Below are 22896 nucleotides of genomic sequence, written 5' to 3' on the forward strand. Positions count from 1 at the left end.
CACCGAGCGGTGTAGTTTCTAGGTTGCATCAATGCAGGCGCCAAGTAAACTGCCAAGTGTAATTTCCTCCCTCTTCTGCCGAAGTCCGCTCATGACCGCTCCACAACGTCTCACCGATCGAAAACGCGAAGCCATCATCCAGGCGGCCATCGCCGAATTCCGCGCTCACGGTTTCGAAATCACCAGCATGGACAAGATCGCTGCTACGGCCGGCGTTTCGAAGCGCACGGTGTACAACCACTTTCCCAGCAAGGAAGAGCTGTTTGCCGAGATACTCAATCAATTGTGGGAGCGGATCATTGCTGAGCCATCGGTGAGCTATAACCGCGATCAACCGTTGAGCGAGCAGCTGCGGCAGATACTGCTGGAGAAGGTGCAGATGATGGCCGACGAGAATTTTCTGACCCTGGCTCGGGTAGCGATTGCCGCGACCATTCATTCTCCCGAGCGTGCGCAGAACATGATCGAGCGCATGGGCGAGCGCGAGGAAGGTCTGACGGTCTGGATTCGCGCCGCACAAGCCGACGGACGGCTGAACCAGGTGGACCCGGAGTTTGCCGCGCATCAGGTGCAAGGTTTGCTCAAGGCGTTCGCCTTCTGGCCGCAGATCTCCCTCGGCCGTGCAGCCCTCGATCCAGACATGCAGAACGCGGTCGCGGAGTCGGCACTGGACATGTTCCTGGCGCGATATCAGTGCTGATTCACTGCAGCCTAAGGAAGCGTGCAGACGCGTACAACTAATTCAGCAAAAAGTTATACAAACTCGCGAAAAATTCCTTTCTTGTACAACTTTATGAAGTTTTGTATAAGTAGCCATCTGCCAGTAACGGAACGCTGGCATTGAGCAGTCACCGCCGAATGCCGCCTGTGCATTTCGGTCTGCCGGCGTAGGAATAGGGACTGAATCCTGTTGATTTTCCCCACTTCCCGAGTATCGCAAGCATGTTTTTCAATCGCCACAAAGCCGCCCTCCAAGACCTGCAACACACCGTGTTTGACCAAGCTGCGATGCTCGAAGCGATCAACCGCTCGATGGCGGTCATCGAATTCGATCTTCATGGCGTGGTGTTACGTGCCAATGACAACTTCCTCAAGACCATGGGTTATACAGCGGCCCAGGCGATCGGCCAGCCGCACCGGCACTTTTGTACCCCGCAGTTCGGCCGCAGTGCCCAATACACTGAATTGTGGTCGCGCCTGAAAAACGGTCAGTTCCAGTCCGGCACCTTTGAGCGCGTCGACAGCAAAGGCCAGCCGATCTGGCTGGAGGCCAGTTACAACCCTATCAAGGATGAGTCGGGACGGGTGATCAAAGTGGTCAAGTACGCGATGGACGTCACCGCCAAAGTCCAGCAGGAAAACGAGGCCAACGCCAAATTGCAGGCCATCGATCGAGCGATGGCGGTGATTGAATTCGATCTCGACGGCAATGTGCTTACCGCCAATCAGAACTTTCTGACGCGCATGGGTTACACCCTTGCCGAGCTCAAGGGCCAGCATCACCGCTTGTTCTGCACACCGGCGCTGGTCAACAGCGGTGCCTATCAGGATTTCTGGCGGCGGCTGAATCAGGGCGAATTCTTCCACGGGCAATTCGAACGGGTCGACAAACGCGGCCAGACGGTGTGGCTGGAGGCCAACTACAACCCGGTCTACGACGCCTCGGGGCGTTTGTACAAAGTGGTGAAATTCGCCTCCGACGTCACCGCTCGCGTCGAGCAACACGAGCAGGACGCGCGCAGTGCCAGCACCGCGTATCACATCTCGGTGGCGACGCGAAAAGTCGCCGAGCACGGTACGCAAGTCATTCAGCAAGCCGCGAGCGAAATGCGTGAAATCGCCGAGGACATCAGCCAGTCATCAACCCTGATCGCGCAACTGGGCGACCGCTCCGAGCAGATCACCGCCATCGTCAACACCATCCGTGCGATCGCCGACCAGACCAATCTGCTCGCCCTCAACGCCGCCATCGAAGCGGCACGCGCCGGTGAACAAGGACGCGGCTTTGCCGTGGTGGCCGATGAAGTGCGGCAATTGGCGGCACGCACCAGCGGCTCCACGGCGGAAATTTCCAACATGATCGGATTGATCCAGAGCGAGACCCGGCAAGCGATCAAGAGCATGCAAGGAACGCGTGACCGCGCGGCGGAAGGCGTGGAATTGGCCAATCAGGCGGGAACGGTGATTCTGCAGATTCGCGATGGTGCCAGTGAAGCGGTGGATGCGGTGAGCATGTTTGCCAATGAGCGGGTGCCGGGGTGATGAAGGTTGGCCCGGGCTCCAGGATAGAACCGAAATAGACCGGGGTGCCGTTTTCGCGAGCAGGCTCGCTCCCACAGTTATTTGTGATCTCCAAAGATCCAGTGTGGGAGCGAGCCTGCTCGCGAATAGGCCCGCAATCACACTACAAAACCTCAGCCGCGCAAAAGACTGCGCACCGCAACAATCTCCGGCACTTCAACCCTGCTCATGTAAACCCGCAACGGCTCGGTGATGTTGATCCGCTCGTCTATGTGTTGATCGAGCAGCAACTGGATCGACTCGCGCTTTAACGTCATGGTGGTGTCCGTCAGCGGCGCCCAGACGAACTCACTGGCCGGAATGATGCCGTCATTGGCCACGTCCATGCCGAAGGAATCTTCGCTGAAGCGCAGGATGTATTGGCCGGTTTTGCGGTTGAGGCCGACAAAGCCCTTGAGGTCGTCGGCGGCCTGGCAGATGAGTTGGGAGGTGATGCGCATGGTAAACCTCACGAAAGTTGATCGATGGTTTACACGCAGGGCAACGTAAAGGCGCGCTCTCTGCCGGGGCGGCTGCCGAGGGCAAGCGTACTGCAAACAGCGCCACAAAAGTGCAGGAAATTTCCGTTTTGCTCGCTTTATGTCGGTCTGGCGATAGCCCTGCGGCGCTTCAGTTGTTAAAAGGTACGTCTCGAAAAAAACCTGCGAAAGGAACTCGACGATGCCTGCTACTTTTACCCGAAACGCTCTGGTGCTGAGTCTGTTGTTCGGCCTCGGTCAGGCGCACGCCGACAGCCACCCCGAGCCCAAGGCAATCGCCGCCGCCCATGGCATTCCGCACCCGGCGGTGATCGCCCACCGCGGCGCTTCGTTCGATGCCCCCGAATCCACTGCCGCCGCCTACAAACTGGCCCGCGACCTTGGCGCCGATTACCTGGAGATGGACCTGCAGCGCAGCAAGGACGGCGTGCTCTTTGCCCTGCACGACGACAACCTGCAACGTACCACCGACGTCGCCAGCAAATTCCCCGAGCGCAAGGACAGCCCGGCCACCGCGTTCACCATGGCCGAACTGAAAACCCTCGATGCCGGCAGTTGGTTCAACGCCAAGTACCCGGATCGCGCACGCCCGTCCTACGCCGGGCTGAAGATTCTCACCCTTGATGAAATCATCGACATCGCCCGCGCCAACCCGCAACACAAACCGGGCCTGTACATCGAGACCAAGGAGCCGCAGCTGTTTCCGGGCATCGAACATGACCTGAAGGAAAAGCTTCAGGATCGCGGCTGGCTGAGTCCCGCCGGTTCGAAACTGGCCAAGAGTGCGCTGGGCGTCGGTCAGGGCAAAGGCAAAGTGATCCTGCAGACCTTCGATAAAAACAGTCTGCAACTGCTGGAAAAGGAAATGCCGCAAGTGCCGAAGATCCTGCTGTTGTGGGTCGGTGAAGGCAGCATCGAGCCGAAATCCGACGTGACGTTCGCGGCCTCCGGTGAGAAGGACAAAAACGTTTTTTACGGCAAGCAAGAACCAAAGTCGGACGCTGAATTCAAGCAATGGGTCGATTACGCCAAGGCCCAGGGCGCCATCGGCACCGGTCCTTCGGCGAAGCTGACCCATGGCGGTGATCAGAGTTATTCCGATCTGGTGCAGCCGTGGATGAACCAGTACACCCACGATCAGGGCATGCTGGTGCATGTTTATACGGTTGACGAGCCAGTGGATTACGAAAAGGTAATGGCTGCGGGTGTCGATGGCATCTTTACCAACCGCGCCAGTGAACTGCTCAAGTTTTATAAGCGTCCGGCGGCTGGCAGTATTGATGAGGTTTTGAAAAAGAACGGTTTCTAACTTGTTTTCGAGTTGGCTGCTTCGCGAGCAGGCTCGCTCCCACAAGAGCGACTTTCTCGCGATGCGCAGATTTAAGGGTGAGTTAAGTTGCGCTGGTTAATCTGAACTCACTTACACAGATCAACCACTTCAACGAACAAGCAAGGAATGAACCGATGAAAACTTTGACTGCCCTGTTTACCGCCGCTGCCCTGACCCTCACCGCTGGCCTGGCTCAGGCTGATGTACGCGTCGACCAGATCCCGCAACTGGTGAAAGAAGGCAAGATCAAGTCGCTGGAATCGATGAACGCCGAAGCGCTGAAACTGCACCCGGGCGCCACGATTACCGACACCGACCTGGATAATCACTTCAACGGTTACGAGTACGAAGTTGAATTGAAAACTGCTGACGGCAAAGAATTCGACGTGGACTTCGATGCCACCACCGGTAAAGTGCTGAGCAACAAGCAAGATACTTGATAGACCGCTGTTGTTAATAAGCCGCACGATTGAAAGATCGTGCGGCTTTTTCATGCCTGCCGTAAATCATGTGTGGGAGCGAGCCTGCTCGCGAAAGCGGAGTGTCAGCGACATCAATGTAGACTGTCCCATCGCCATCGCGAGCAGGCGAAGGCCTACAAGGGTTGCGCAGACGCTTAACTCGCGATCAAGCACTCAACCGCGCCGTCACTTCATTCAATTGCCCCGATAGCCCATGCAAGTTCTGACTGGCACTTTCGGTGCGCTGCACGTTATCCAGATTGGTGCTGGCGATCGCGGTAATTTCCGTCAGGTTGCGCGAGATATCCTCCGCCACCGACGTCTGCTCCTCAGCCGCCGTGGCGATCTGACGGTTCATGTCGCGGATCGCCTCAACCGCCAGGGTGATGCGTTCCAGCATTGCACCGGCCTGGGTCACCTGCTCGACACTTTCATCACTGCGCGCCTGGCCGCTCTCAATAGCGTGCGCTGCGTCGACAGCACCGGTCTGCACGTTTTGAATGATCTGGTTGATCTCGATAATCGACTCCGCCGTGCGCTGGGCAAGGTTGCGCACTTCATCGGCAACCACCGCAAAACCGCGCCCGGCCTCACCGGCCCGTGCTGCTTCGATGGCCGCGTTGAGCGCCAGCAGGTTGGTCTGTTCGGCGATGCCGCGAATCACTTCCAGCACCTTGCCGATGCGACCGCTGTCGGTTTCAAGGCGACGGATCACCGTGGCCGTGTTGGCGATTTCGCCGCGCATCTGCGTGATCGAGTGAATGGTGGTCTGCATGACTTTTTCACCCTGCTGCGAGGACTGATCAGCATCGTCGGCGGCACGCGCCGCATCAGCGGCATGACGAGCGACTTCCTGGGCCGTGGCGGACATTTCGTTCATCGCCGTGGCCACCTGATCGGTGCGATTGAATTGCTCGCTGGTACCGCCGGCCATGGTCGTGGCAATGGCATTCAACTCGCCGCTGGCGCTGTCCAGATCACTGGCGCTGCGCTGCAGCCGGGTGAAGGTGTCGGCAAGGAAATCGCGCAAGGTATTCGCGGCGGCGGCGAGGTTACCCAGCTCATCGCGGCGCTCGCTGACCACGCGCTCGGCCAGTTGGCCATGGCTCAAACGTGTGACGTAATCGATCAGTTTGCGGATCGGCTCGATCAGGTTACGGCTGACCAGCCACAGGCTCAGCAGACCGATCAACAAGCCTGATGCGAGCATCACCAACAGACCCAGCCACACCGTACGATCGGCGGCTGCTCGGATCAGAGCTGATTGCTCGGTGCCCTGCTCGCGCAACTCGGCGACCAGGGCACTCATCTGTTCACTGGCAGCGCGGTCGACGCCTTTGACCGCCGCGTCGCCGGCGCTCGGATCAGCACCGGCGGCCACATAGGCATCGCGACCCTTCTGGTAGGCCGAACCCAACTGACGATGCTCTTCGCGCAAACGTTCGATGCGCGATTTCAGATTTGGCTCTATGCCTTTCTGGCCGGCCAGTTCGCCGAGGATGCTTTGCACATCGCGCTGACGATCTTCGAACTGGCCCCAATACTTGCCCAGGTCCGCCGGTTGTTTGCCGCGCAGCAAGACGTTTTTCCATTCCTGCACCTGCACCTTGAACTGCAGGTTGGCTTCGTCAATCAGTTGCGAAGTGTGCAATGGGCCGGCGATCAACTGGCTGTAGCTTTGCACGCCGTTGGAGAGGAAATGAAAGCAGGCCAGCGCGATCAACAGCATCGCCAGCAGACTGCCGCTCAGCAGGGCGAGAATTTGCGCTCTCAGGGATTTTTGCAGCATTGCGAGGTACTCGAAACAAGGATGAGGCACGCCCGAGCGGGCGTGAAAAATGGCTGGACCTCCCTGTCGAAGCACCATGGCAGTCACCAACGGTGCGCAACCTGACCCACCGGAGATCGGCGCGCCAGAGCGCTTCTTGAGAAACTTCCGACAGTCGGTAACGCTTTGATTTGACGCCACTTTATTGTCACAAAACGGTCATGTTCGATTGCGATGATGCCGCTCAAGTGAGCCTGAAAATCCTCCGCCTGACACCCTCCTCGCAGCGAGCCACCATGAACCACAGCCTCGATATCAGCCATCGCGACCCGGATCTGTTTGGCTTGCTCTACGGCTTTCGTTTCCTGCCCGGTGAGCGCGGCCGGGAAATCGATTCGGCGACCGCGTTGCGCTGTTTGCAGGACGACAGCGGCAGCGACGAATTCCTCTGGCTGCACCTGAATCTGGCGCATGCCGCGTGCGAGCGCTGGATGAAGAGTCATCTGCAATTGCCCGATGAGTTTTTCGAGGCTCTGCATGAAGGCTCGCGTTCGACGCGCATCGAACATGTCGACTCGGCGCTGCTGGCGGTGGTCAACGATGTGGTGTTCAACCTCAGCAGCATGGTTTCGTCGGAAGTGTCGACGCTGTGGGTCTGTGTGCGCAGCAAACTGATCGTCAGCGCACGCCTGCAACCGCTGCACTCGGTGGACAAATTGCGCTCGTCGGTGAAGGCCGGTGAGTGTTTTCGTTCGCCGTCGGAACTGCTCGTGCACCTGCTGCGCGATCAGGGCGAAGTGCTGACGCAGATCGTGCGCAAGACCAGCCTGAGCGTCGATCAGGTTGAGGACGAATTACTCTCTTCGCGCCTGTCGACCAACCGCGCCGAACTCGGCGCCAACCGTCGCGTGCTGGTGCGCTTGCAGCGGCTGCTGGCACTGGAACCGGGGTCGTTGCTGCGCCTGCTCAACCGCCCGCCACCCTGGTTGCAGAAGGAGGACGTCAAGGAACTGCGCAAATCCACCGAGGAGTTTGCGCTGATCATCAACGACCTCACCGCCCTCGGCGAGCGGATCAAATTGCTCCAGGAAGAAATCGCCGCCAACCTCAACGAACAGAGCAACCGCACGCTGTTCACCCTGACGGTGGTGACGGTGCTGGCGCTGCCGATCAACATCATTGCCGGTTTTTTCGGGATGAATGTGGGTGGCGTGCCGTTGTCGCAGGATCCCCACGGGTTTTGGGTGCTGGTCGCTTTGGTGGCGACGTTCACGCTGATTGCCGGGCGCTGGGCGTTTCGCAAGCGTGGGGATTATTAAGATCAAGAGATCGCAGCCTTCGGCAGCTCCTACGAGAGTACGCATTCCAACTGTAGGAGCTGCCGAAGGCTGCGATCTTTTGATTTTCTCCCCCAGACCAATGGTCAGACTAATCAAGCAAACACTGACCTGACGCAGTCTCTCTGTAACATTCTGCAACGATCATGGGTGACATTCCTTCCCTCGCCCAGGATTGTCCGCCATGGCTACACCCTCACTGACCGCCAGCTCCGCATCCGCCGCCAGTGGCCGGCCGGCGCTAGACAAGAAACCCGGCCCGTTCACTTACGTGATTTTCTTCGCCGTGCTCGCCATGGGCATGCTGTTCACCGCTTACAGCCTGATGCACGACATGCACGAGCTCGGCACGGTAGTCACCACCTGGACGCCGTTCCTGCTGCTCGGCGTGGCGCTGTTGATTGCGCTGGGTTTCGAGTTCGTCAACGGTTTCCATGACACCGCCAACGCCGTCGCGACGGTGATCTACACCCACTCGCTGCCGCCGAATGTCGCGGTGGTCTGGTCCGGGTTCTTCAATTTCCTCGGCGTGCTGCTGTCGAGCGGCGCGGTCGCGTTCGGCATCATCGCGCTGCTGCCGGTGGAGCTGATTCTGCAGGTCGGTTCGTCCGCCGGGTTTGCGATGATCTTCGCCCTGTTGATCGCGGCGATTCTGTGGAACCTCGGCACTTGGTGGCTGGGCTTGCCGGCGTCTTCTTCACACACCTTGATCGGCTCGATCATCGGCGTCGGCGTGGCGAATGCCTTGATGCATGGTCGCGACGGCACCAGCGGCGTCGACTGGGCGCAGGCGACCAAAATCGGTTACGCCCTGCTGCTGTCGCCGCTGGTAGGTTTCGGTTGCGCGGCACTGTTACTGCTGGCGTTGCGTGCGTTCGTCAAGAACCGTGCGCTGTACAAGGCGCCCGAAGGCAACACACCGCCGCCGTGGTGGATTCGCGGTTTGCTGATCGCCACTTGCACCGGTGTGTCGTTTGCCCACGGTTCCAACGACGGTCAGAAAGGCATGGGCCTGATCATGCTGATTCTGGTCGGTACGCTGCCGATGGCCTACGCGCTGAACCGCACCATGCCCGAAGAACAATCACTGCAATTTGCCGCCGTGGCGCAAGTCACTCAACAAGCGCTGGTTAAAAGCGCGCCGCTGCCAGCGCCTGCGGATCCGCGTCCGGTCCTCTCGGACTACGTGCGCAGCAAGGAGCCCACGCCGCAGTTGATCCCTGCCCTCGCCGCCCTGACCGGGCACATCGGCGAGGAAGTCAAAAGCTACGGCTCGCTGGCAAAAGTCCCGGCCGAAGCCATGGGCAACGTGCGCAACGACATGTACCTGGCCAGCGAAAGCATCCGTTTGATGGACAAGAACAAGGCCGGCAATTTCGATGCTGACACCGCCAACAAGCTGCAACTGTTCAAACAACAGATCGACAACGCCACGCGGTTCATCCCGCTGTGGGTGAAGATCGCCGTGGCCATCGCGCTGGGACTCGGCACCATGGTCGGCTGGAAGCGCATTGTGGTGACGGTCGGCGAGAAGATCGGCAAGACTCACCTGACCTACGCCCAGGGCGCCTCGGCGGAAACCGTGGCGATGCTGACCATCGGCGCGGCGGACGTATTCGGTTTGCCGGTGTCGACGACCCATGTGCTGTCGTCAGGTGTGGCCGGGACCATGGTGGCCAACGGTGGCGGATTGCAGATGCGCACGATCCGCAATCTGCTGATGGCGTGGGTGTTGACGCTGCCGGCGGCCATCCTGCTGTCAGGCAGCCTCTACTGGCTGTTCACGCAAATCTTCTGAGCCACACAATAGCCCCTGTAGGAGCTGCCGAAGGCTGCGATCTTTTGACTTTGATTTTCTAACAACAAGATCAAAAGATCGCAGCCTTCGGCAGCTCCTACATGGGGATGTGTGGTGATCAGTCAGAGCGTTGAGCGAATCACACCGCTCAGCCAATCCATGAACACCCGCACCCGCAACGGCAGATGCCGTTGCCGCGCATACAACAACGATATCGCCATCGCCGGCGCGGTGTACTGCGCCAGCACCGTGACCAGTTCGCCGTTTTCCAGATGTGGTTGCATGCCGGTGCGCGGTACCTGTGTCAGGCCGAAACCACCCAGGCACGCAGCCTCGTAGGCATCGGTGCTGTTGACCGTAATACTGCCGGCCATCGGCACGCGCCGCACTTCGCCGCCCTCCTCGTAGACAAACCCTTCCGAGCGCGAGCCCAGCACGCCGACGTAATGCACCAGACGATGCTGCGCCAGATCTTCCAGGGTCTGCGGCACGCCATAGCGTTCGAGGTAGGCCGGGCTGGCGCAGTTGACCATCGCAAAGTTGCCGAGATGCCGGACGACCACCGACTGGTCAGGCTGCGCGCCGATGCGCAATACACAGTCGAAGCCTTCGCCGAGCAGATCGACGCGGCGATCGGTGCTGCTGATTTCCAGTTGCAGATTCGGGTGGCGATCCATGAACTCAGGCAGACGCGGCATGATCAGCCGTCGCGCGAGAATGTTCGGCATGTCGACACGAATACGCCCGGCGAGCGAAGCCTCATCCTGACGAAACAGCCCTTCGATCTCGTCCATGTGCGAGAGCAGATCCTTGCTGCGCTCATACAACACCAGTCCGTCCTGCGTCGCCTGCACCTTGCGCGTGGTGCGCTGCAACAGGCGCGTGCCGAGCAAGGCTTCAAGGGCCTGCACCTGCTCGGACACCGTGGAGCGCGGCAGCCCGAGGCTTTCACCGGCGAGGGTAAAACTCGACAGTTCGCTGACCCTTACGAAGGTGCGCAGCAATTCCAGTTTGTTCATCGATATACCCAAGGATTGTTCGACTGAGCCGATCAGTGATTCCGCTTTCACCGTGTTTATCACCTCAGGGCGGATAAATAAACTTCTTCCATTCCCACTCAAACGCAATCGAGGAAGGCAGCATGAATCGCAAAATCGCACTGATCACGGGCGCCAGTCGTGGCTTGGGCCGAAGCGCCGCCCTGCACCTCGCCGCCCAAGGCATCGACATCATCGGCACCTACAACAGCCGCGCCGACGAGGCGCAAACTCTGGTCGGCGAATTACAGGCACTCGGCGCGAACGCGGCGATGCTGCAACTGGACGTCGGCCGCAGCGAAAACTTCGCCGCGTTTGCCGCGCAGGTTAAACAAGCACTGGAACAAACTTTTCAGCGTCAGCGCTTTGATTTCCTGATCAACAACGCCGGAGTTGGCGTGCATGCGCTGTTCAGCGAAACCACCCCGGAGCAGTTCGATCTGCTGATGAACGTGCAGTTGAAAGGGCCGTTTTTCCTGACTCAGCAACTGCTGCCGCTGATCAATGACGGTGGCCGAATCGTCAATATCTCCAGCGGCCTGACCCGTTTCACCCTGCCGGGGTACGGCGCCTATGCGGCGATGAAGGGCGCAATGGAAGTGCTGACCCGTTATCAGGCCAAAGAGCTGGGCGCGCGGCAAATCAGCGTGAACACCCTTGCGCCAGGCGCGATTGAAACCGACTTCGGCGGCGGCACCGTGCGCGACAACAGCGCCGTCAATGCGATGGTCGCCAGCAATACCGCCTTGGGTCGCGTCGGTCTGCCGGATGATATCGGCGGTGCCCTGGCGCTGCTGCTGTCGCCGGGTGGACAGTGGATCAATGGGCAGCGAGTGGAAGCATCGGGCGGAATGTTCCTCTAACGGTTAACACCAGACCTGTAGGAGCCGCCGAAGGCTGCGATCTTTTGACTTGGATTTTCAAAAACAAGATCAAAAGATCGCAGCCTTCGGCAGCTCCTACAGGGGGATCGCGTCAGCTTTCACAAGCGCGGCGCGCCATGAAGCGCTCACGCAGCACGTCATAGCCCCAGTGGTAGACATAGGTGTACGGCAGGAAAAACAGCAGCACACCGATGTCGAGCAACAGCGCCTGCCACAGACTGACCGACAGCCACCAGGCAATCAGCGGCACGCCCATCACGATCAATCCGCCTTCGAACAGCAACGCGTGCACCACACGCACCCAAGCGGTGTGCGCCGTGTTCAGGCGTACCAGCGCATGGTCGAAAAAGCGGTTGAACACTACATTCCAGGCCAGTGCCAGCATGGCGATCAACACGGTGACTGCGCCCATGTCGAGCAACGGTTTCTGCATGATCCATGCGAGCGTCGGCGTGCAGATCAGGATCGCGAGAAACTCAAAACCAATTGCCTGGAAAACACGTTCAGCGAGGGATTTTTGAGTGGTCATGGCTGGACTCCTTGTTTAACGATGGTTGCCATGATCCATTCTGGTACCGATACTTCCTAACCATTAACCATCGATCGGAGCGATAGTTCATGGCTTCTCAGGAAGTGTTGCTGGCGTTCGTGCAGGCGGCCACGCAGGGCTCGTTTTCAGCGGCGGCGCGCAAGTTGGGGCGCAGCCAGTCGACCATCAGCGCAGCGGTGGCCAGTCTGGAGATCGATCTGGATGTGCAGCTGTTCGACCGCAGCAGCCGCAAACCGACCCTCACTCCTGCCGGCCACGTGATGCTGCAAAAAGCCGAGGCGATCCTGGCCGCGACCAGCCGCTTGGAAATGAGCGCGCGGCAGTTGTCCCAAGGCGTTGAACCGAAGCTGACCGTGGCGATTTCCGACACCTATCAGTCGTATCGTTTTGAGGCCGCACTGGTGGGCTTCGAGCAGCGTTATCCGGAACTTGAGCTGGAATGCCTGATTGCCGAATGTGATGACCTGATTGAACTGGTTCAACGCGGCCGGGCGCATTTGGGCTTTGCCGAAATGCGCGAGACCTATCCGCCGGATCTGGTGACCTCGACCGTGGCCGAGCGCACGGAAATTGCCCTCTACGTCAGTCGCGAGCATCCGTTGGCGGAGCTTGAGAATGTCGATCAGCAAATCCTCGAGCAGCACCGCGAGCTGCGGCTGGCGACCATCGTCAATCCGTATGACAGTCGCGGCAAGGGCCGGGTATGGTCGGCACCGAGTTATCTGATGCTGCTGGAAATGGCGGAGAAAGGCTTTGGCTGGGCGCCGCTGCCGAGGTGGCTGGTGCAGCGTTATGCCAATGATTTGCTGGTTGAGCTCAAAATGCGCGGCTGGCCGAAACCGGTGTTTGTCGACGCCTTGTGGTCGCGACTGTATCCGCCAGGGCCGGCGGGGAGCTGGTTGTTGAGCAAGATGCTCGAATAAGCGGTGCTGCCATTCGCGAGCAGGCTCGCTCGCACAATTGAAATGCGATCATCTGTGGGAGCGAGCCTGCTCGCGAAAGGGTCAGCACCACCGACGCAGATTGCAGATCAATCCAGTTCCTTCAGTCGCCCCTCGATAAACCGCCGCTCCGGCTCCTGCCGTGTCAACTCCAACGCGCGCAGATACGCCGAACGCGCGTCCTCCACCCGCCCCAACTGCCGACAAAACTCCGCCCGCGCCGAATGCGCCAAGTGGTAGTCCCGCAACTCGCCCCGATCGAGAATCCCTTCAATCAACAACAACCCCGCCGACGCGCCGTCACGCTTGGCCATCGCCACCGCCCGATTCAGCTCGATCACCGGCGACGGCACCGCGCGCAGCAGCACATCATAAAGCCCGACGATCTGCTGCCAGTCCGTGTCCGCCGCCGACGCCGCTTCGGCATGCACCGCCGCGATCGCCGCCTGCAAGCAATACGGGCCAAACCGTCGCGTGCTCAGCGCCCGCTCAACCAGCGCGCAGCCTTCGGCCATCAAACCGGCGTCCCACACCGAGCGATCCTGATCGTCGAGCAGCACCAGTTCACCGCTCGGCGAGGTACGCGCCGGCCTGCGCGATTCGTGCAACAGCATCAGCGCCAACAGGCCCATGACTTCTGGTTCCGGCAGCAACTCCATGAGCAAACGTCCCAGCCGAATCGCTTCGTGGGTCAGATCCTCGCGAGTCAGCTCAGTGCCGGCCGAAGCCGAATAGCCTTCGTTGAACACCAGATAAATCACCCGCAAGACACTGTCGAGGCGCTCCGGCAGTTCATGCAGCGACGGCACTTGATAAGGGATTTTCGCGTCACGAATCTTGGCTTTTGCCCGCACGATGCGCTGGGCAATCGCCGCCGGTGCCGATAGAAAGGCGCGGGCGATTTCTTCGGTGGTCAGATCGCAGACTTCACGCAAGGTCAGCGGCACTTGCGCATCCGCCGCCAGCGCCGGGTGGCAGCAGGTGAAGATCAGCCGCAAGCGATCGTCTTCCACGTCTTCGCCACTCCAGTCGGCCTGTTCCAGTTCGTCGAGTTGCGCCAGCAGCAACGGCTGCGACGCCTTGAACCGTGCTCGCCGACGCAACACATCAATGGCTTTGAAGCGCCCGGTGGACACCAGCCAGGTGCGCGGGTTGTCCGGCACGCCATCGCGCTGCCAGCGCTCGACCGCGACGAAGAACGCCTCGTGCAAGGCCTCTTCGGCAAGGTCGAAACCGCCGAGCAAACGAATCAGCGTCGCCAGGATCCGCCGCGAATCTTCGCGGTAGACCTGTTCGACCCGCGCCCTGACGTCAGACATTCAACTGCCGCACCGGGCGCACTTCAACGCTGCCGACCCGGGCCGCCGGGATATTGCCCGCCACCTGAATCGCTTCGTTGAGATCCCTGGCGTCGATCAGGTAGAAGCCGGCCAGTTGCTCCTTGGTTTCAGCGAAAGGCCCGTCGGTGATCGACATCTTGCCGTTGCGCATGCGCACGGTGGTCGCGGTCTGCACCGACTCCAGCGCCTCAGCGGCGATCATCCGTCCGCTGCCCTGCACCGATTCGGCGTAGGCCCAGCACTCGGAATCTTCCGGGCTGTCGGGCGAGGTGTGCAGCAGGCGTTCATCGCTGTAGACCAGGCATAAATATTTCATGGCGTTCTCCTGATGCGAACGGATCAACTATGGCTGAAGATCAGGGTTGCACATCGAACAGCGTCGCGCCGCTCATCGGATCGAACGGTGCCGACCAGTGCTCGTGGGCAATCTTCCACGCCCCGCTGACCTGGCGGTAACAGGCGGTGACGCGCATCCAGCAGCTCTGGGTTTCGCCTTTGTCATTGGTGCCGCCGCAGTTGGCTACCCAGTGGGCGAAAGCGATGTTACCGGCGCTTTCGATGGCGATTTCGTGAAACTCGAAAACGTGCGGGCCGGGGCACATTTCCATGCACTCGACCCAGTGCGCGCGGTAGGCCGGCTTGCCCTTGAATTGCAGGGCCTTGATCGCATCGAACGAGACGATGTCGTCGGCGTACAACGCCATGACTTTTTCGACGTCCTTGGCCATCACCGCTTCGCGGTAGGTGTTGATCAGGCTCTGGATTTCAGCTTGTGCGCTCATGGTGTTCTCCGTGTTTTTTGTTGTGAAGACACCCTTAGTCGTTTGCCCCTGGCGCGGATCGACAGGCCAAACAAAAAAATTTCGCAGACGACAATATCGCTAGAATCCGAGGGTCACTCTTTGTAGGAAAAAGGAAATTCCCGTGTCAGCCCGACTCGTGCCATACGACAGCCTCAACCCTTTGCAGCGCCAGCAGGTCGAGACAATTGAAATCCACCCCGAGCAGATCAGATTCTCCGGCGACATCCACGGTGCCTTGCACACCCTGCTGTCGAAACCCGGCCCCGGGGTGAAGGGTTTTGTCCTGCTGGCGGACGAGGTGCCGGTGGCGTTTCTGCTGCTCAAGCGCCCGCCGGTATTGCCGGATTGGGCCAACGAACACAGCGCCACACTGCATGCGTTGCAGGTTGATCGCCGCGCACAGGGCAAGGGTTACGGCAAGGCCTGCCTGCAGGCGCTGCCCGCCGTGGCGCGTGAAGCGTGGCCGGAGATCAAGGGTCTGGAATTGTCGGTGGACGCCGACAACGAAGCGGCGATTGCGCTGTACGCCAGGCACGGCTATGTCGACAGCGGCGAAGCGTACAAGGGCCGGATTGGGTACGAGCGGCGGATGGGGTTGTTTTTCTAATTCATGGAGAGATGCACGGTGATCGATTCAATCGAAGCGCTGGAAGCTATTTACGGGTTGCCCCACGAACGCGCGATACGCAAGCAGATCGGATTTCTCAACGAAGACTATCAGGCGATGGTGCGCGTCTCGCCGCTGGTGATTGTCAGCTCGGTAGGCGCCGACGGCCTCGACAATTCGCCACGCGGTGATGCACCAGGGTTTGTGCGGATCATCGATCAAAACACGCTGGCGCTGCCAGATCGCCCGGGTAATAACCGCATCGACACTTTACTTAATGTGTTGCACGATCCACGGGTATCGCTGCTATTCATCATTCCGGGAATCGGCGAGACGTTACGGATCAATGGCACGGCATCAATCAGTGCTGATCCCGCGTTGCTGGAGAGTTTTGCAGTGAACGGCAAACCGGCGAAAACCGTGTTGCTGGTGACGGTGGAAGCGGCGTTTTTCCATTGTTCGAAAGCTTTCGTCCGTTCCGACGCATGGAACCCTGAAACCCATCTGCCGCGCTCGGCCCTGCCATCTACCGGCGCATTTCACAAGCGCTTGAATGATGATCAGTTCGACGCCGACACTTACGATCGGGAAGCGCCGAAACGGGTGCGTAACAGCCTCTACTGAAAAAGATCTTATCTCTTACAGGGCTAGACCCTCATCCTGTAAGAGATATCCCACAAGTAAATTCAAAATCATTTAAACCAGATAAACCCCTGTAAGTTAATTCTGATTTTCATCCTTGATATTGACGTTTCACTGTCAATCACTCTAGGTTCTAGCCGTGAGCAAATTTATTAAATAGCCAAGAACTTACATCTATTCGAACATTGACTCCCGACACGGAAACGAATACTTAAAGCACTGTACCACTCAATTTCAACGAGAGGACGACATGACAAGAACTCTAATAAAGACCTCAAAGTCACAAATTACAGACAATGAGATAATTATACTGGATGGAAAAATTTCAATCCCGAAAAGCTATCTCCGAGAGAAAGCATCTTTAGCACCGACAAGCATCCTGATTATTTCGGGCTCTTTAATAGAGGGCATCGGAACGATTCACTCCGACATCGACTGCATTATACTCTGCGACGAACGTCCCAAAGCTTGCAACATTAAAGACATCGAACACGCATTTGTCACTGACGAGCATTATCGTCACATCACAAAAAACGAAAAAGTTCACAACACAACCGACTTCTACGGCGATACGAGCATCCACATCGACGCCGACTACATCACCTTCTCAGAAATTGAAGACATATTTAACAAAATCAACAGAGCATTTGAAGAAGTAATTTCCGATCAGCGCTTTCTATACAACCCTGTACTCACAAATACAGAGAACAACATCATTCACCGTTCTATGATTGGGCATGCAATTACCAATGAAGAAAAATTTGACTCATTGAGGTCGCAAATTCCTCTAGAAAAACATATTTACATAGCCCATCGCGAAAAACTTCCAGTCTTTTACGCATTTCAGGATATTCAAGGCTGTTGGCAGTCTGGAAATCTATGGATGGGCTGCGAGATAGCCAGGGACATGATGCTAAAAACATCAATGAGTTTCACCTACCTCACTGGCACGTCGAACAAGCATTACAAGTGGATATACTCAAATATGTATCGAGTTGAAGGATTCGACTCCATCAAAAATAAGTTTTTCGATTTGGCCAGGCAAGGAGCAACTACAGAAACAGAATGCAGATCCTACATCCAAGAGATTTTGGAATACATGGACTTGGTATTCATGGCAATTGAAGGCCTTCTAAAAACAACAGATATCTATCCAACGACAAGAACCTCCCTTGCTGCACTTGACAAAGAATTCAATGAACGCAAACAAACCACACACAAAACGTCTTTGTGCGAGTACTACTTTAGGAAAAAATACTTTGCTGCTTCCCAGACTCCTCCGCTAACGACATTACTAAAAGAGTGGGACTGACCCCTCCCGCAACGCCACAGGCGACCTCTGTTATGGAGTTACTTAAATTATCTGTACCGCTGGTGCTTTCCAGATTGGGAGATATGACAGGATCACTGATTTTCTTCTCCTTTATAGGCCATTACATTGTCGACTCTCTGAGTACCGCATCATTCGCTTTGGCTTCAATTTCTTTTATGACAGTTGTCGGCATCGGATTTTTTTCAAAAACATTAGTAATCGTGGCAGGCGCTCAAAGTTTAAATACGACCAGCATAAAGTCAGAAATAATCACATCATTTAATCTTGCAATTATTTATGGACTATCAATTCCAGCCACGATATTTCTAGCGGGTAAAATATTTTTAGAACTGGACACCAAATTCAGCAACCTAGAAGACTTCAAAGTACTTTTAACACTTTCGATTTCGCTTCCTGCCGTATTTTTACAGATCACCATCTTCAACATCTATAACGGCATGAGAAAAACGCAATACGAACTCAATTACACATGGCTATTGAATAGCGCACTCGCATTGACATGCATCGCACTCACAAACATAGAGCCAAGAATAAACTTATCCGATTTCATCATCACATACGTTGGCCTGCGTTACGTATTTTCATGCGCAGCGCTGGTCTTTTTCAGAATCACAATGAACAGGCACTTTAAAAGCTCCTTACCCCACAAAATCTCAAGAGGTGATTATTTAAAATACACGATTAACGGTATCCCTATGGCACTGTGCTTTGGCAGCGAAAGCCTCCTTTTCTTTTTACTTTCTCTAATATCGAAACATATAAATGACATCAGCCTTTCTGCATACCAAGCTTCTATCCATGCAGCCAGCATCATATATATGATTTCTATAGGAATAGGAAATTCCGCAGGCATAATCATAGCACGCCATTACGCCACAAAGGATATCCAGGCAATTTCAGAAACATTCCTACTGTCTATCGGGCTTGGATTACTCGTACTGACACCCATCCTAGTGTCGTTTTTTTTGTTTAATGAAAATATCGCTCTAATCTACACATCCGACACAGCAACGAGGATCCTCATAGAAAACAACATTATTATCTCAATACCCTTTTTAGTATTTGAGTTTATCTTCGTTGTCGCCAGATTGACTTTGAGAAGCATGAACGACTTTTGGATACCTACAATAATGACAATACTGACTCTAAACATTTTTGGCCTGCTTTCTTCAGCAACCCTATTATTACTCTACGAACACAACGTGCACTCAATATTTCTCGCATTAGTATTATGTTCATTTACTTTAATGTTGCTTTTACTCTGGAGATTAAGGCGCGCATTAAAATACGCATCAAAAAACCTCTGCATTGAAGAAAACCAATGCCGACCAAAACAGCGCTGACCTTTCAAAATTAGTTTTGCGAGGATCGACCAATGAGACAAATCCCTTCGTTTATCAACACAAAAAATCAGCAGTCGACTTTGACAACGATAATTAGCGAGCATCATGCTTGGCGAACATTGAGTGGATTGCAAACGGCCGACTATTACGCATACCGCACCGCATTACTTGATGGGTGTCATCTTCAACGTGCCTTATTCGAACTACGCCACCCCGAGGTAATGATTTGTGACTTGAGCAATCTTGAGCCGATTTTTAATTACATGTCTGATTTAGGAATAGTAAAAGCCTGGCATCAAATAAACTCAGCCATTAACCAATCAAAACTTGAAGGCATGCGCAAAATATTAGGCGATGGCCTATCACCGGAAATAGCTATTTCTGGGCCAAGTAAGCAAAAGCTCCTCGATTTTAAAAATGAGCTAATCGCAAAAATCCTACCAAAATTGATAAAACAGAAACAATCCTCACACACCCAATCAACGAAGCGTGGCATATCGAAAAACAGATTACTCACAGATACCAATAATGACACCATTAACTTTCACAACCGCTTCTGCGCATTTTACAGTGCCTACATATCACATGAGCATTGGGACAGTTGCATTACGTTGAACACCCGATATATTTACGAAGACCATCCAATCTGGCATAAAATAAAAAAACTATCCAAGAACAAACTATTTTTATTATCAGCCGGACTACCTATTGCTCTAGGGTATCTCGCGACAACTGGAGATGAAAAGATATTCTTTACAGAAATTCATCGACAAAACGATGCAAATTTACTGACGCGCGATAGTGAGTTTTTGGATATTTTCCCTCACGAAGAAATAACAAATGAGCCTTGGTTGATTATAGACAAGTCATATACAGGCGGTAGCCTTAGGCAAGCTGGTAATATGATTAGAAAAAGACTCGGTTATAAGACCGAGGTTAAAACTCTCGCATTGTTCCCAAAAACTTTCAGCGCATTCATGAGCTCGGATTACGCCGTTTACGCAGGAAAACTATTTGAAGTGAGACTCTACGCATCACGTCTAAACAGAGAAAACTGGCACACACAACTCATATCTGAGCAACCAGCATGAGAGCTTTATTCAGAGATGAACACGTTTCTGAACTTGAAGAATGTCTCTACAAGGCCAGGAAGCAACTACGTCGTTATTGGGCTGGAACGCTCGCATGCTTACCTGACTACGACATACCACAAGACAAGTGGATAAACGTCCAAACACAATCAGACTTAGCTTGCCAATCTATATTATTTGAATGCCTTTCCAATATCAGTTTCAAGCTCACAATATACTCGGAAGAAACTGACAATTTCAGCACCCCTGATGAAAGCGAAGAATTCTCACTTCTTATTGACCCATTAGACGCTACGCACAACGCAGTCCTTGGATTCCCTTGCTACACATCAAGCGTGGCACTTTATCACAAAAGCGCATATATATTTGGTTGGGTATATGACATATCAAGAGATTTGGTGTACACGGCAGCATTAAAAGAGGGAGCGTATCTGCAATCCTCGATAATTGTTAAAAGACTTAAGACACGCACCACCCACTCTCTAACAGACATGAGAGTTTCTTTACATCGCCCCAAAGACGTTCAGGAAAGATCCAGAATTGAAAAAATACTATGGTCCGCGGCGAAAATTCGTATTTACTCCTGTTCCTCATTGGAAATCTGCCTTATTGCTGCCGGAGTTCTTGATGCTTTTATTGACGTAGGCGCACCCGGGCACGAACGGAGTTGTGATATTGCCGCAGCAGAGTTGATACTCAGAGAGGCGGGCGGCGCATTGTTCGACGACAAAGGTGCTATCAGAAGCAGTCTCCCCCCTTCAAAAACATCGCTTTCGGACAACGGAACGTTGATAGCCCTATCCACGAAAGAACTTATACGATTACTCTTATAACGCACTGAACTGGAGACGAATCATGCTATTCGAAACAGTCGCCCTAAAACTCGGACTATTGTCCAATGGTGTTAATTTCTCTAAAGAATTCCTTGATTACTTTCAGAATCAATCGACTCACATTGAAAAAAGACGAGCATATGGTACAGGTGACAGTGTAATACTTGAATCAAACACTCACACACCGCAGGAAATAATTTTAGATGGACAAATCATCACAGCCGCTAATTACAATCCTGATTCAGCATACCGAGTCGTCTTAGCAGAAGGACATCCTGCATTAAGGCATGGAAGTAAAATTATCAAAATCACGTTCCCCACTAGACCGACAGCTTATGGAAAATATTTAAGCAACGGCGAGTTATTCGAAACACATTTGACCGTCTATGGTAATTCCACCCTCGGTGTATTCTCACCTGGCCACTGTTACTACTTTAATAGTGGCCGAGAGTGTAAATTCTGCTCTCTGGGTGCTGCCAGAGAAAACCTTTCCGATCACAAAATGCGTATCAAAGGTGATTTAGCAGGAGAAGCAGTAGAGTTAGCCACCGAGGTCGAGAGTGGTCGTTACAAGAGAGTACTGTTTAATGGCGGCACGATCCGGAACTATGATAAAGGCTACTCAATGCATTTAGACTTAATGGAGCGTGTCAAAGAGAGAAACACCGCAAGCAAACTCGAATATCACTTAATTTCGATGCCACCCAAAGATTTCCGGCTATTCGAACGATTCAAAGGACTGGGCAATAATTTATCCATGAGCCTGGAAGTGTTCAATGCAGATTTGTTTGCTGAAGTTTGCCCTGGAAAATCACAGGATTACACAAGAGCACGCTTCCTCTCTGCGTTTGAAGCCGCTGTCGAGGTTCTTGGTCATGGAAAAGTATACGCAGGCTTTGTGGCGGGGATGGAACCTTTAGAGTCAATCATTGAAGGCATCGAATATTTCGGAAATATGGGAGTGGTGCCCGCGGTTGCAGCATTTCACCCCGACGCCGGCTCACACTACTCTACAAAAGCGCGCCCTTCCGTCGATTTTCTAAATACAGTCGGTAAAAAAATGTCAGAGATTTATCAACGAGAAGGCTTTAGACCGCTAATAGAAGGTAGTGGAAGAAACTCTTTAGATACTGAAGCGTACTTAGGAGGTTTCGCATGAATTATTCTTTGGATAAGGGAGTATTTATTGTATTCGAAGGTACCGATGGTGCAGGAAAATCAACGGTTGCGCGAGCGACGTATGACAGAATTCATCAATCCCGTTCTGCATTGCACTATATAGACAAAAATCGTCCTCCGGTGCCTACAGGCTATACAGAGTTTCATATGTCTCGGCTACGTGAAGTCTTGTGGGATTATCCGGACAACGCTCCCCTGGAACAATTAGGTGACAAACACTGGATGAGCCTTATAACTGCGTGGTTTCACGCCACAGATCATGCGGCTATAACGCCTTTAATCAATTCTGGTACAAGTTGCATTGCCGATGGTTGGCACTACAAATACTTGGCGCGCTTCTTGCTCAAGAGTACTGATTTGGCTGAGGATGCGTTGACAATGTTCTCAACAATTAGAAAACCTGACTTCGTAATTTTTTTAGATGTTGATCCGGCACTGGCAGCACAGAGAAAAGGATCATTTCGCCTTAGCGAGAGTGGAGCCTATGACGGCGCTAATGCAGATCCGCAGAAGGGCTTCATTGACTATCAAAATCGAGTTAGATCCAGTTATGAGCGCTGCGGTCTGGAGAACTGGATAAGAATCGATACAACCGACCTAAGTGAGGAGGCCGTCCTCGATAAGGCGGTGACTGCAGCCCAGAGCATTCTTAGTGGGGAATAGAAATCAACGAACGTTGCTAACGACGAGGTGATTGACGCCGACAGCTACGAGCGCGACGCGCCAAAATGTGTGAGCGACACGCTTTACTGACTCAACACGGTCTCCTGTAAGAGTGAGCCTGCTCGCGATAGCGGTGTGTCAGTTAAATCGATGTTGTCTGGCACTCCGCTATCGCG

At 54.6% G+C, this 22896-nt stretch carries 23 protein-coding genes and 1 pseudogene; 16 read left to right on the forward strand and 8 right to left on the reverse strand.

All coding sequences use genetic code 11. The features are described from left to right. Window positions 1-91: 91 nt before the first annotated feature. Window positions 92-700, forward strand: a complete 609-nt coding sequence (locus VNV36_RS08640) for a TetR/AcrR family transcriptional regulator (protein ID WP_325717393.1) — start codon at window positions 92-94, stop codon at window positions 698-700. 242 nt (window positions 701-942) lie between these two features. Continuing rightward, window positions 943-2262 (forward strand): methyl-accepting chemotaxis protein, encoded by a 1320-nt coding sequence (locus tag VNV36_RS08645; protein WP_325717394.1) that lies wholly within the window; start codon window positions 943-945, stop codon window positions 2260-2262. A gap of 152 nt (window positions 2263-2414) precedes the next feature. On the opposite strand, the gene VNV36_RS08650 is transcribed toward VNV36_RS08645, so the two are convergent. Next, the gene (locus VNV36_RS08650) at window positions 2415-2741 is read right to left on the reverse strand and encodes a DUF2025 family protein (protein ID WP_325717395.1); all 327 of its coding nucleotides are present in this window, start codon (window positions 2739-2741) and stop codon (window positions 2415-2417) included. 220 nt (window positions 2742-2961) lie between these two features. On the opposite strand from VNV36_RS08650, the gene VNV36_RS08655 reads away from it, so the two are divergent. Further along, window positions 2962-4089, forward strand: coding sequence for a glycerophosphodiester phosphodiesterase (locus tag VNV36_RS08655; RefSeq protein ID WP_325717396.1), 1128 nt, complete (start codon window positions 2962-2964; stop codon window positions 4087-4089). Between the two features lie 155 nt (window positions 4090-4244). Beyond that, entirely contained in the window at window positions 4245-4550 is a 306-nt protein-coding gene (locus tag VNV36_RS08660) for a PepSY domain-containing protein (RefSeq protein ID WP_007963131.1), read from the forward strand. 187 nt (window positions 4551-4737) lie between these two features. Here VNV36_RS08660 and VNV36_RS25745 read toward each other — a convergent pair whose 3' ends face one another. Both VNV36_RS25745 and VNV36_RS25750 read right to left on the reverse strand, forming a co-directional pair. Further along, window positions 4738-5505 carry a methyl-accepting chemotaxis protein gene (locus VNV36_RS25745; RefSeq protein ID WP_414705504.1) on the reverse strand — a complete coding sequence of 256 codons (768 nt, stop codon included), beginning with the start codon at window positions 5503-5505 and terminating at the stop codon, window positions 4738-4740. 117 nt (window positions 5506-5622) lie between these two features. Beyond that, window positions 5623-6438, reverse strand: a pseudogene (locus VNV36_RS25750) (methyl-accepting chemotaxis protein); the annotation flags it as partial. Window positions 6439-6635: 197 nt separating this feature from the next. Here VNV36_RS25750 and VNV36_RS08670 point away from each other — a divergent pair. Then, window positions 6636-7658 carry a transporter gene (locus VNV36_RS08670; RefSeq protein ID WP_325717398.1) on the forward strand — a complete coding sequence of 341 codons (1023 nt, stop codon included), beginning with the start codon at window positions 6636-6638 and terminating at the stop codon, window positions 7656-7658. 202 nt (window positions 7659-7860) lie between these two features. Then, complete coding sequence (locus tag VNV36_RS08675; protein ID WP_325717399.1) at window positions 7861-9474, forward strand: inorganic phosphate transporter; 1614 nt, start codon at window positions 7861-7863, stop codon at window positions 9472-9474. Window positions 9475-9596: 122 nt separating this feature from the next. Here the strand turns inward: VNV36_RS08675 and VNV36_RS08680 are convergent, their stop codons facing one another. Next, window positions 9597-10493, reverse strand: coding sequence for a LysR family transcriptional regulator (locus VNV36_RS08680; protein ID WP_325717400.1), 897 nt, complete (start codon window positions 10491-10493; stop codon window positions 9597-9599). A gap of 122 nt (window positions 10494-10615) precedes the next feature. Between VNV36_RS08680 and VNV36_RS08685 the strand changes: the two genes are divergently transcribed. Then, window positions 10616-11374 carry an SDR family NAD(P)-dependent oxidoreductase gene (locus VNV36_RS08685; protein ID WP_325717401.1) on the forward strand — a complete coding sequence of 253 codons (759 nt, stop codon included), beginning with the start codon at window positions 10616-10618 and terminating at the stop codon, window positions 11372-11374. A gap of 112 nt (window positions 11375-11486) precedes the next feature. Here the strand turns inward: VNV36_RS08685 and VNV36_RS08690 are convergent, their stop codons facing one another. Beyond that, window positions 11487-11924 carry a multidrug/biocide efflux PACE transporter gene (locus tag VNV36_RS08690; RefSeq protein WP_325717402.1) on the reverse strand — a complete coding sequence of 146 codons (438 nt, stop codon included), beginning with the start codon at window positions 11922-11924 and terminating at the stop codon, window positions 11487-11489. An 89-nt stretch (window positions 11925-12013) separates the two neighbouring features. Between VNV36_RS08690 and VNV36_RS08695 the strand changes: the two genes are divergently transcribed. Then, window positions 12014-12868, forward strand: coding sequence for a LysR family transcriptional regulator (locus tag VNV36_RS08695; protein WP_325717403.1), 855 nt, complete (start codon window positions 12014-12016; stop codon window positions 12866-12868). 107 nt (window positions 12869-12975) lie between these two features. Here VNV36_RS08695 and VNV36_RS08700 read toward each other — a convergent pair whose 3' ends face one another. Genes VNV36_RS08700 through VNV36_RS08710 form a run of 3 tightly spaced genes read right to left on the reverse strand, consistent with a single transcriptional unit; the run spans window position 12976 to window position 15008 of the window. Next, complete coding sequence (locus tag VNV36_RS08700) at window positions 12976-14205, reverse strand: RNA polymerase sigma factor (RefSeq protein ID WP_325717404.1); 1230 nt, start codon at window positions 14203-14205, stop codon at window positions 12976-12978. Next, window positions 14198-14542, reverse strand: a complete 345-nt coding sequence (locus VNV36_RS08705; protein WP_325717405.1) for a YciI family protein — start codon at window positions 14540-14542, stop codon at window positions 14198-14200. Before VNV36_RS08705 ends, VNV36_RS08700 begins: the two co-directional genes overlap by 8 nt. Before the next feature lie 40 nt (window positions 14543-14582). Further along, window positions 14583-15008 (reverse strand): YybH family protein, encoded by a 426-nt coding sequence (locus tag VNV36_RS08710; protein WP_325717406.1) that lies wholly within the window; start codon window positions 15006-15008, stop codon window positions 14583-14585. 142 nt (window positions 15009-15150) lie between these two features. Between VNV36_RS08710 and VNV36_RS08715 the strand changes: the two genes are divergently transcribed. The 8 genes from VNV36_RS08715 (at window position 15151) to VNV36_RS08750 (ending at window position 22720) form a co-directional block, all read left to right on the forward strand. After that, the gene (locus VNV36_RS08715) at window positions 15151-15636 is read left to right on the forward strand and encodes a GNAT family N-acetyltransferase (RefSeq protein WP_325717407.1); all 486 of its coding nucleotides are present in this window, start codon (window positions 15151-15153) and stop codon (window positions 15634-15636) included. An 18-nt stretch (window positions 15637-15654) separates the two neighbouring features. After that, complete coding sequence (locus VNV36_RS08720) at window positions 15655-16260, forward strand: pyridoxamine 5'-phosphate oxidase family protein (protein WP_325717408.1); 606 nt, start codon at window positions 15655-15657, stop codon at window positions 16258-16260. 268 nt (window positions 16261-16528) lie between these two features. Then, complete coding sequence (locus VNV36_RS08725; protein ID WP_325717409.1) at window positions 16529-17590, forward strand: hypothetical protein; 1062 nt, start codon at window positions 16529-16531, stop codon at window positions 17588-17590. Window positions 17591-17622: 32 nt separating this feature from the next. Next, the gene (locus VNV36_RS08730) at window positions 17623-18954 is read left to right on the forward strand and encodes an MATE family efflux transporter (protein WP_325717410.1); all 1332 of its coding nucleotides are present in this window, start codon (window positions 17623-17625) and stop codon (window positions 18952-18954) included. A gap of 32 nt (window positions 18955-18986) precedes the next feature. Continuing rightward, entirely contained in the window at window positions 18987-20045 is a 1059-nt protein-coding gene (locus tag VNV36_RS08735; protein ID WP_325717411.1) for a hypothetical protein, read from the forward strand. Further along, window positions 20042-20878, forward strand: coding sequence for an inositol monophosphatase family protein (locus tag VNV36_RS08740; RefSeq protein ID WP_325717412.1), 837 nt, complete (start codon window positions 20042-20044; stop codon window positions 20876-20878). The genes VNV36_RS08735 and VNV36_RS08740 overlap by 4 nt, the downstream gene beginning before the upstream one ends. A gap of 22 nt (window positions 20879-20900) precedes the next feature. After that, window positions 20901-22037, forward strand: a complete 1137-nt coding sequence (locus tag VNV36_RS08745) for a radical SAM protein (RefSeq protein WP_325717413.1) — start codon at window positions 20901-20903, stop codon at window positions 22035-22037. Beyond that, window positions 22034-22720, forward strand: a complete 687-nt coding sequence (locus VNV36_RS08750; RefSeq protein ID WP_325717414.1) for a dTMP kinase — start codon at window positions 22034-22036, stop codon at window positions 22718-22720. Before VNV36_RS08745 ends, VNV36_RS08750 begins: the two co-directional genes overlap by 4 nt. Window positions 22721-22896 lie beyond the last annotated feature (176 nt).

It is taken from the genome of Pseudomonas sp. (genome assembly GCF_035554175.1).
Classification (GTDB): domain Bacteria; phylum Pseudomonadota; class Gammaproteobacteria; order Pseudomonadales; family Pseudomonadaceae; genus Aquipseudomonas.

What these genes read in the sequence shown, in the direction of transcription:
- VNV36_RS08640 (WP_325717393.1), top strand. Translation starts at nt 92, where the DNA reads ATGACCGCTCCACAACGTCTCACCGATCGAAAACGCGAAGCCATCATC.
- VNV36_RS08645 (WP_325717394.1), top strand. Translation starts at nt 943, where the DNA reads ATGTTTTTCAATCGCCACAAAGCCGCCCTCCAAGACCTGCAACACACC.
- VNV36_RS08650 (WP_325717395.1), bottom strand. Translation starts at nt 2,741, where the DNA reads ATGCGCATCACCTCCCAACTCATCTGCCAGGCCGCCGACGACCTCAAG.
- VNV36_RS08655 (WP_325717396.1), top strand. Translation starts at nt 2,962, where the DNA reads ATGCCTGCTACTTTTACCCGAAACGCTCTGGTGCTGAGTCTGTTGTTC.
- VNV36_RS08660 (WP_007963131.1), top strand. Translation starts at nt 4,245, where the DNA reads ATGAAAACTTTGACTGCCCTGTTTACCGCCGCTGCCCTGACCCTCACC.
- VNV36_RS25745 (WP_414705504.1), bottom strand. Translation starts at nt 5,505, where the DNA reads ATGGCCGGCGGTACCAGCGAGCAATTCAATCGCACCGATCAGGTGGCC.
- VNV36_RS08670 (WP_325717398.1), top strand. Translation starts at nt 6,636, where the DNA reads ATGAACCACAGCCTCGATATCAGCCATCGCGACCCGGATCTGTTTGGC.
- VNV36_RS08675 (WP_325717399.1), top strand. Translation starts at nt 7,861, where the DNA reads ATGGCTACACCCTCACTGACCGCCAGCTCCGCATCCGCCGCCAGTGGC.
- VNV36_RS08680 (WP_325717400.1), bottom strand. Translation starts at nt 10,493, where the DNA reads ATGAACAAACTGGAATTGCTGCGCACCTTCGTAAGGGTCAGCGAACTG.
- VNV36_RS08685 (WP_325717401.1), top strand. Translation starts at nt 10,616, where the DNA reads ATGAATCGCAAAATCGCACTGATCACGGGCGCCAGTCGTGGCTTGGGC.
- VNV36_RS08690 (WP_325717402.1), bottom strand. Translation starts at nt 11,924, where the DNA reads ATGACCACTCAAAAATCCCTCGCTGAACGTGTTTTCCAGGCAATTGGT.
- VNV36_RS08695 (WP_325717403.1), top strand. Translation starts at nt 12,014, where the DNA reads ATGGCTTCTCAGGAAGTGTTGCTGGCGTTCGTGCAGGCGGCCACGCAG.
- VNV36_RS08700 (WP_325717404.1), bottom strand. Translation starts at nt 14,205, where the DNA reads ATGTCTGACGTCAGGGCGCGGGTCGAACAGGTCTACCGCGAAGATTCG.
- VNV36_RS08705 (WP_325717405.1), bottom strand. Translation starts at nt 14,542, where the DNA reads ATGAAATATTTATGCCTGGTCTACAGCGATGAACGCCTGCTGCACACC.
- VNV36_RS08710 (WP_325717406.1), bottom strand. Translation starts at nt 15,008, where the DNA reads ATGAGCGCACAAGCTGAAATCCAGAGCCTGATCAACACCTACCGCGAA.
- VNV36_RS08725 (WP_325717409.1), top strand. Translation starts at nt 16,529, where the DNA reads ATGACAAGAACTCTAATAAAGACCTCAAAGTCACAAATTACAGACAAT.
- VNV36_RS08730 (WP_325717410.1), top strand. Translation starts at nt 17,623, where the DNA reads ATGGAGTTACTTAAATTATCTGTACCGCTGGTGCTTTCCAGATTGGGA.
- VNV36_RS08735 (WP_325717411.1), top strand. Translation starts at nt 18,987, where the DNA reads ATGAGACAAATCCCTTCGTTTATCAACACAAAAAATCAGCAGTCGACT.
- VNV36_RS08740 (WP_325717412.1), top strand. Translation starts at nt 20,042, where the DNA reads ATGAGAGCTTTATTCAGAGATGAACACGTTTCTGAACTTGAAGAATGT.
- VNV36_RS08745 (WP_325717413.1), top strand. Translation starts at nt 20,901, where the DNA reads ATGCTATTCGAAACAGTCGCCCTAAAACTCGGACTATTGTCCAATGGT.
- VNV36_RS08750 (WP_325717414.1), top strand. Translation starts at nt 22,034, where the DNA reads ATGAATTATTCTTTGGATAAGGGAGTATTTATTGTATTCGAAGGTACC.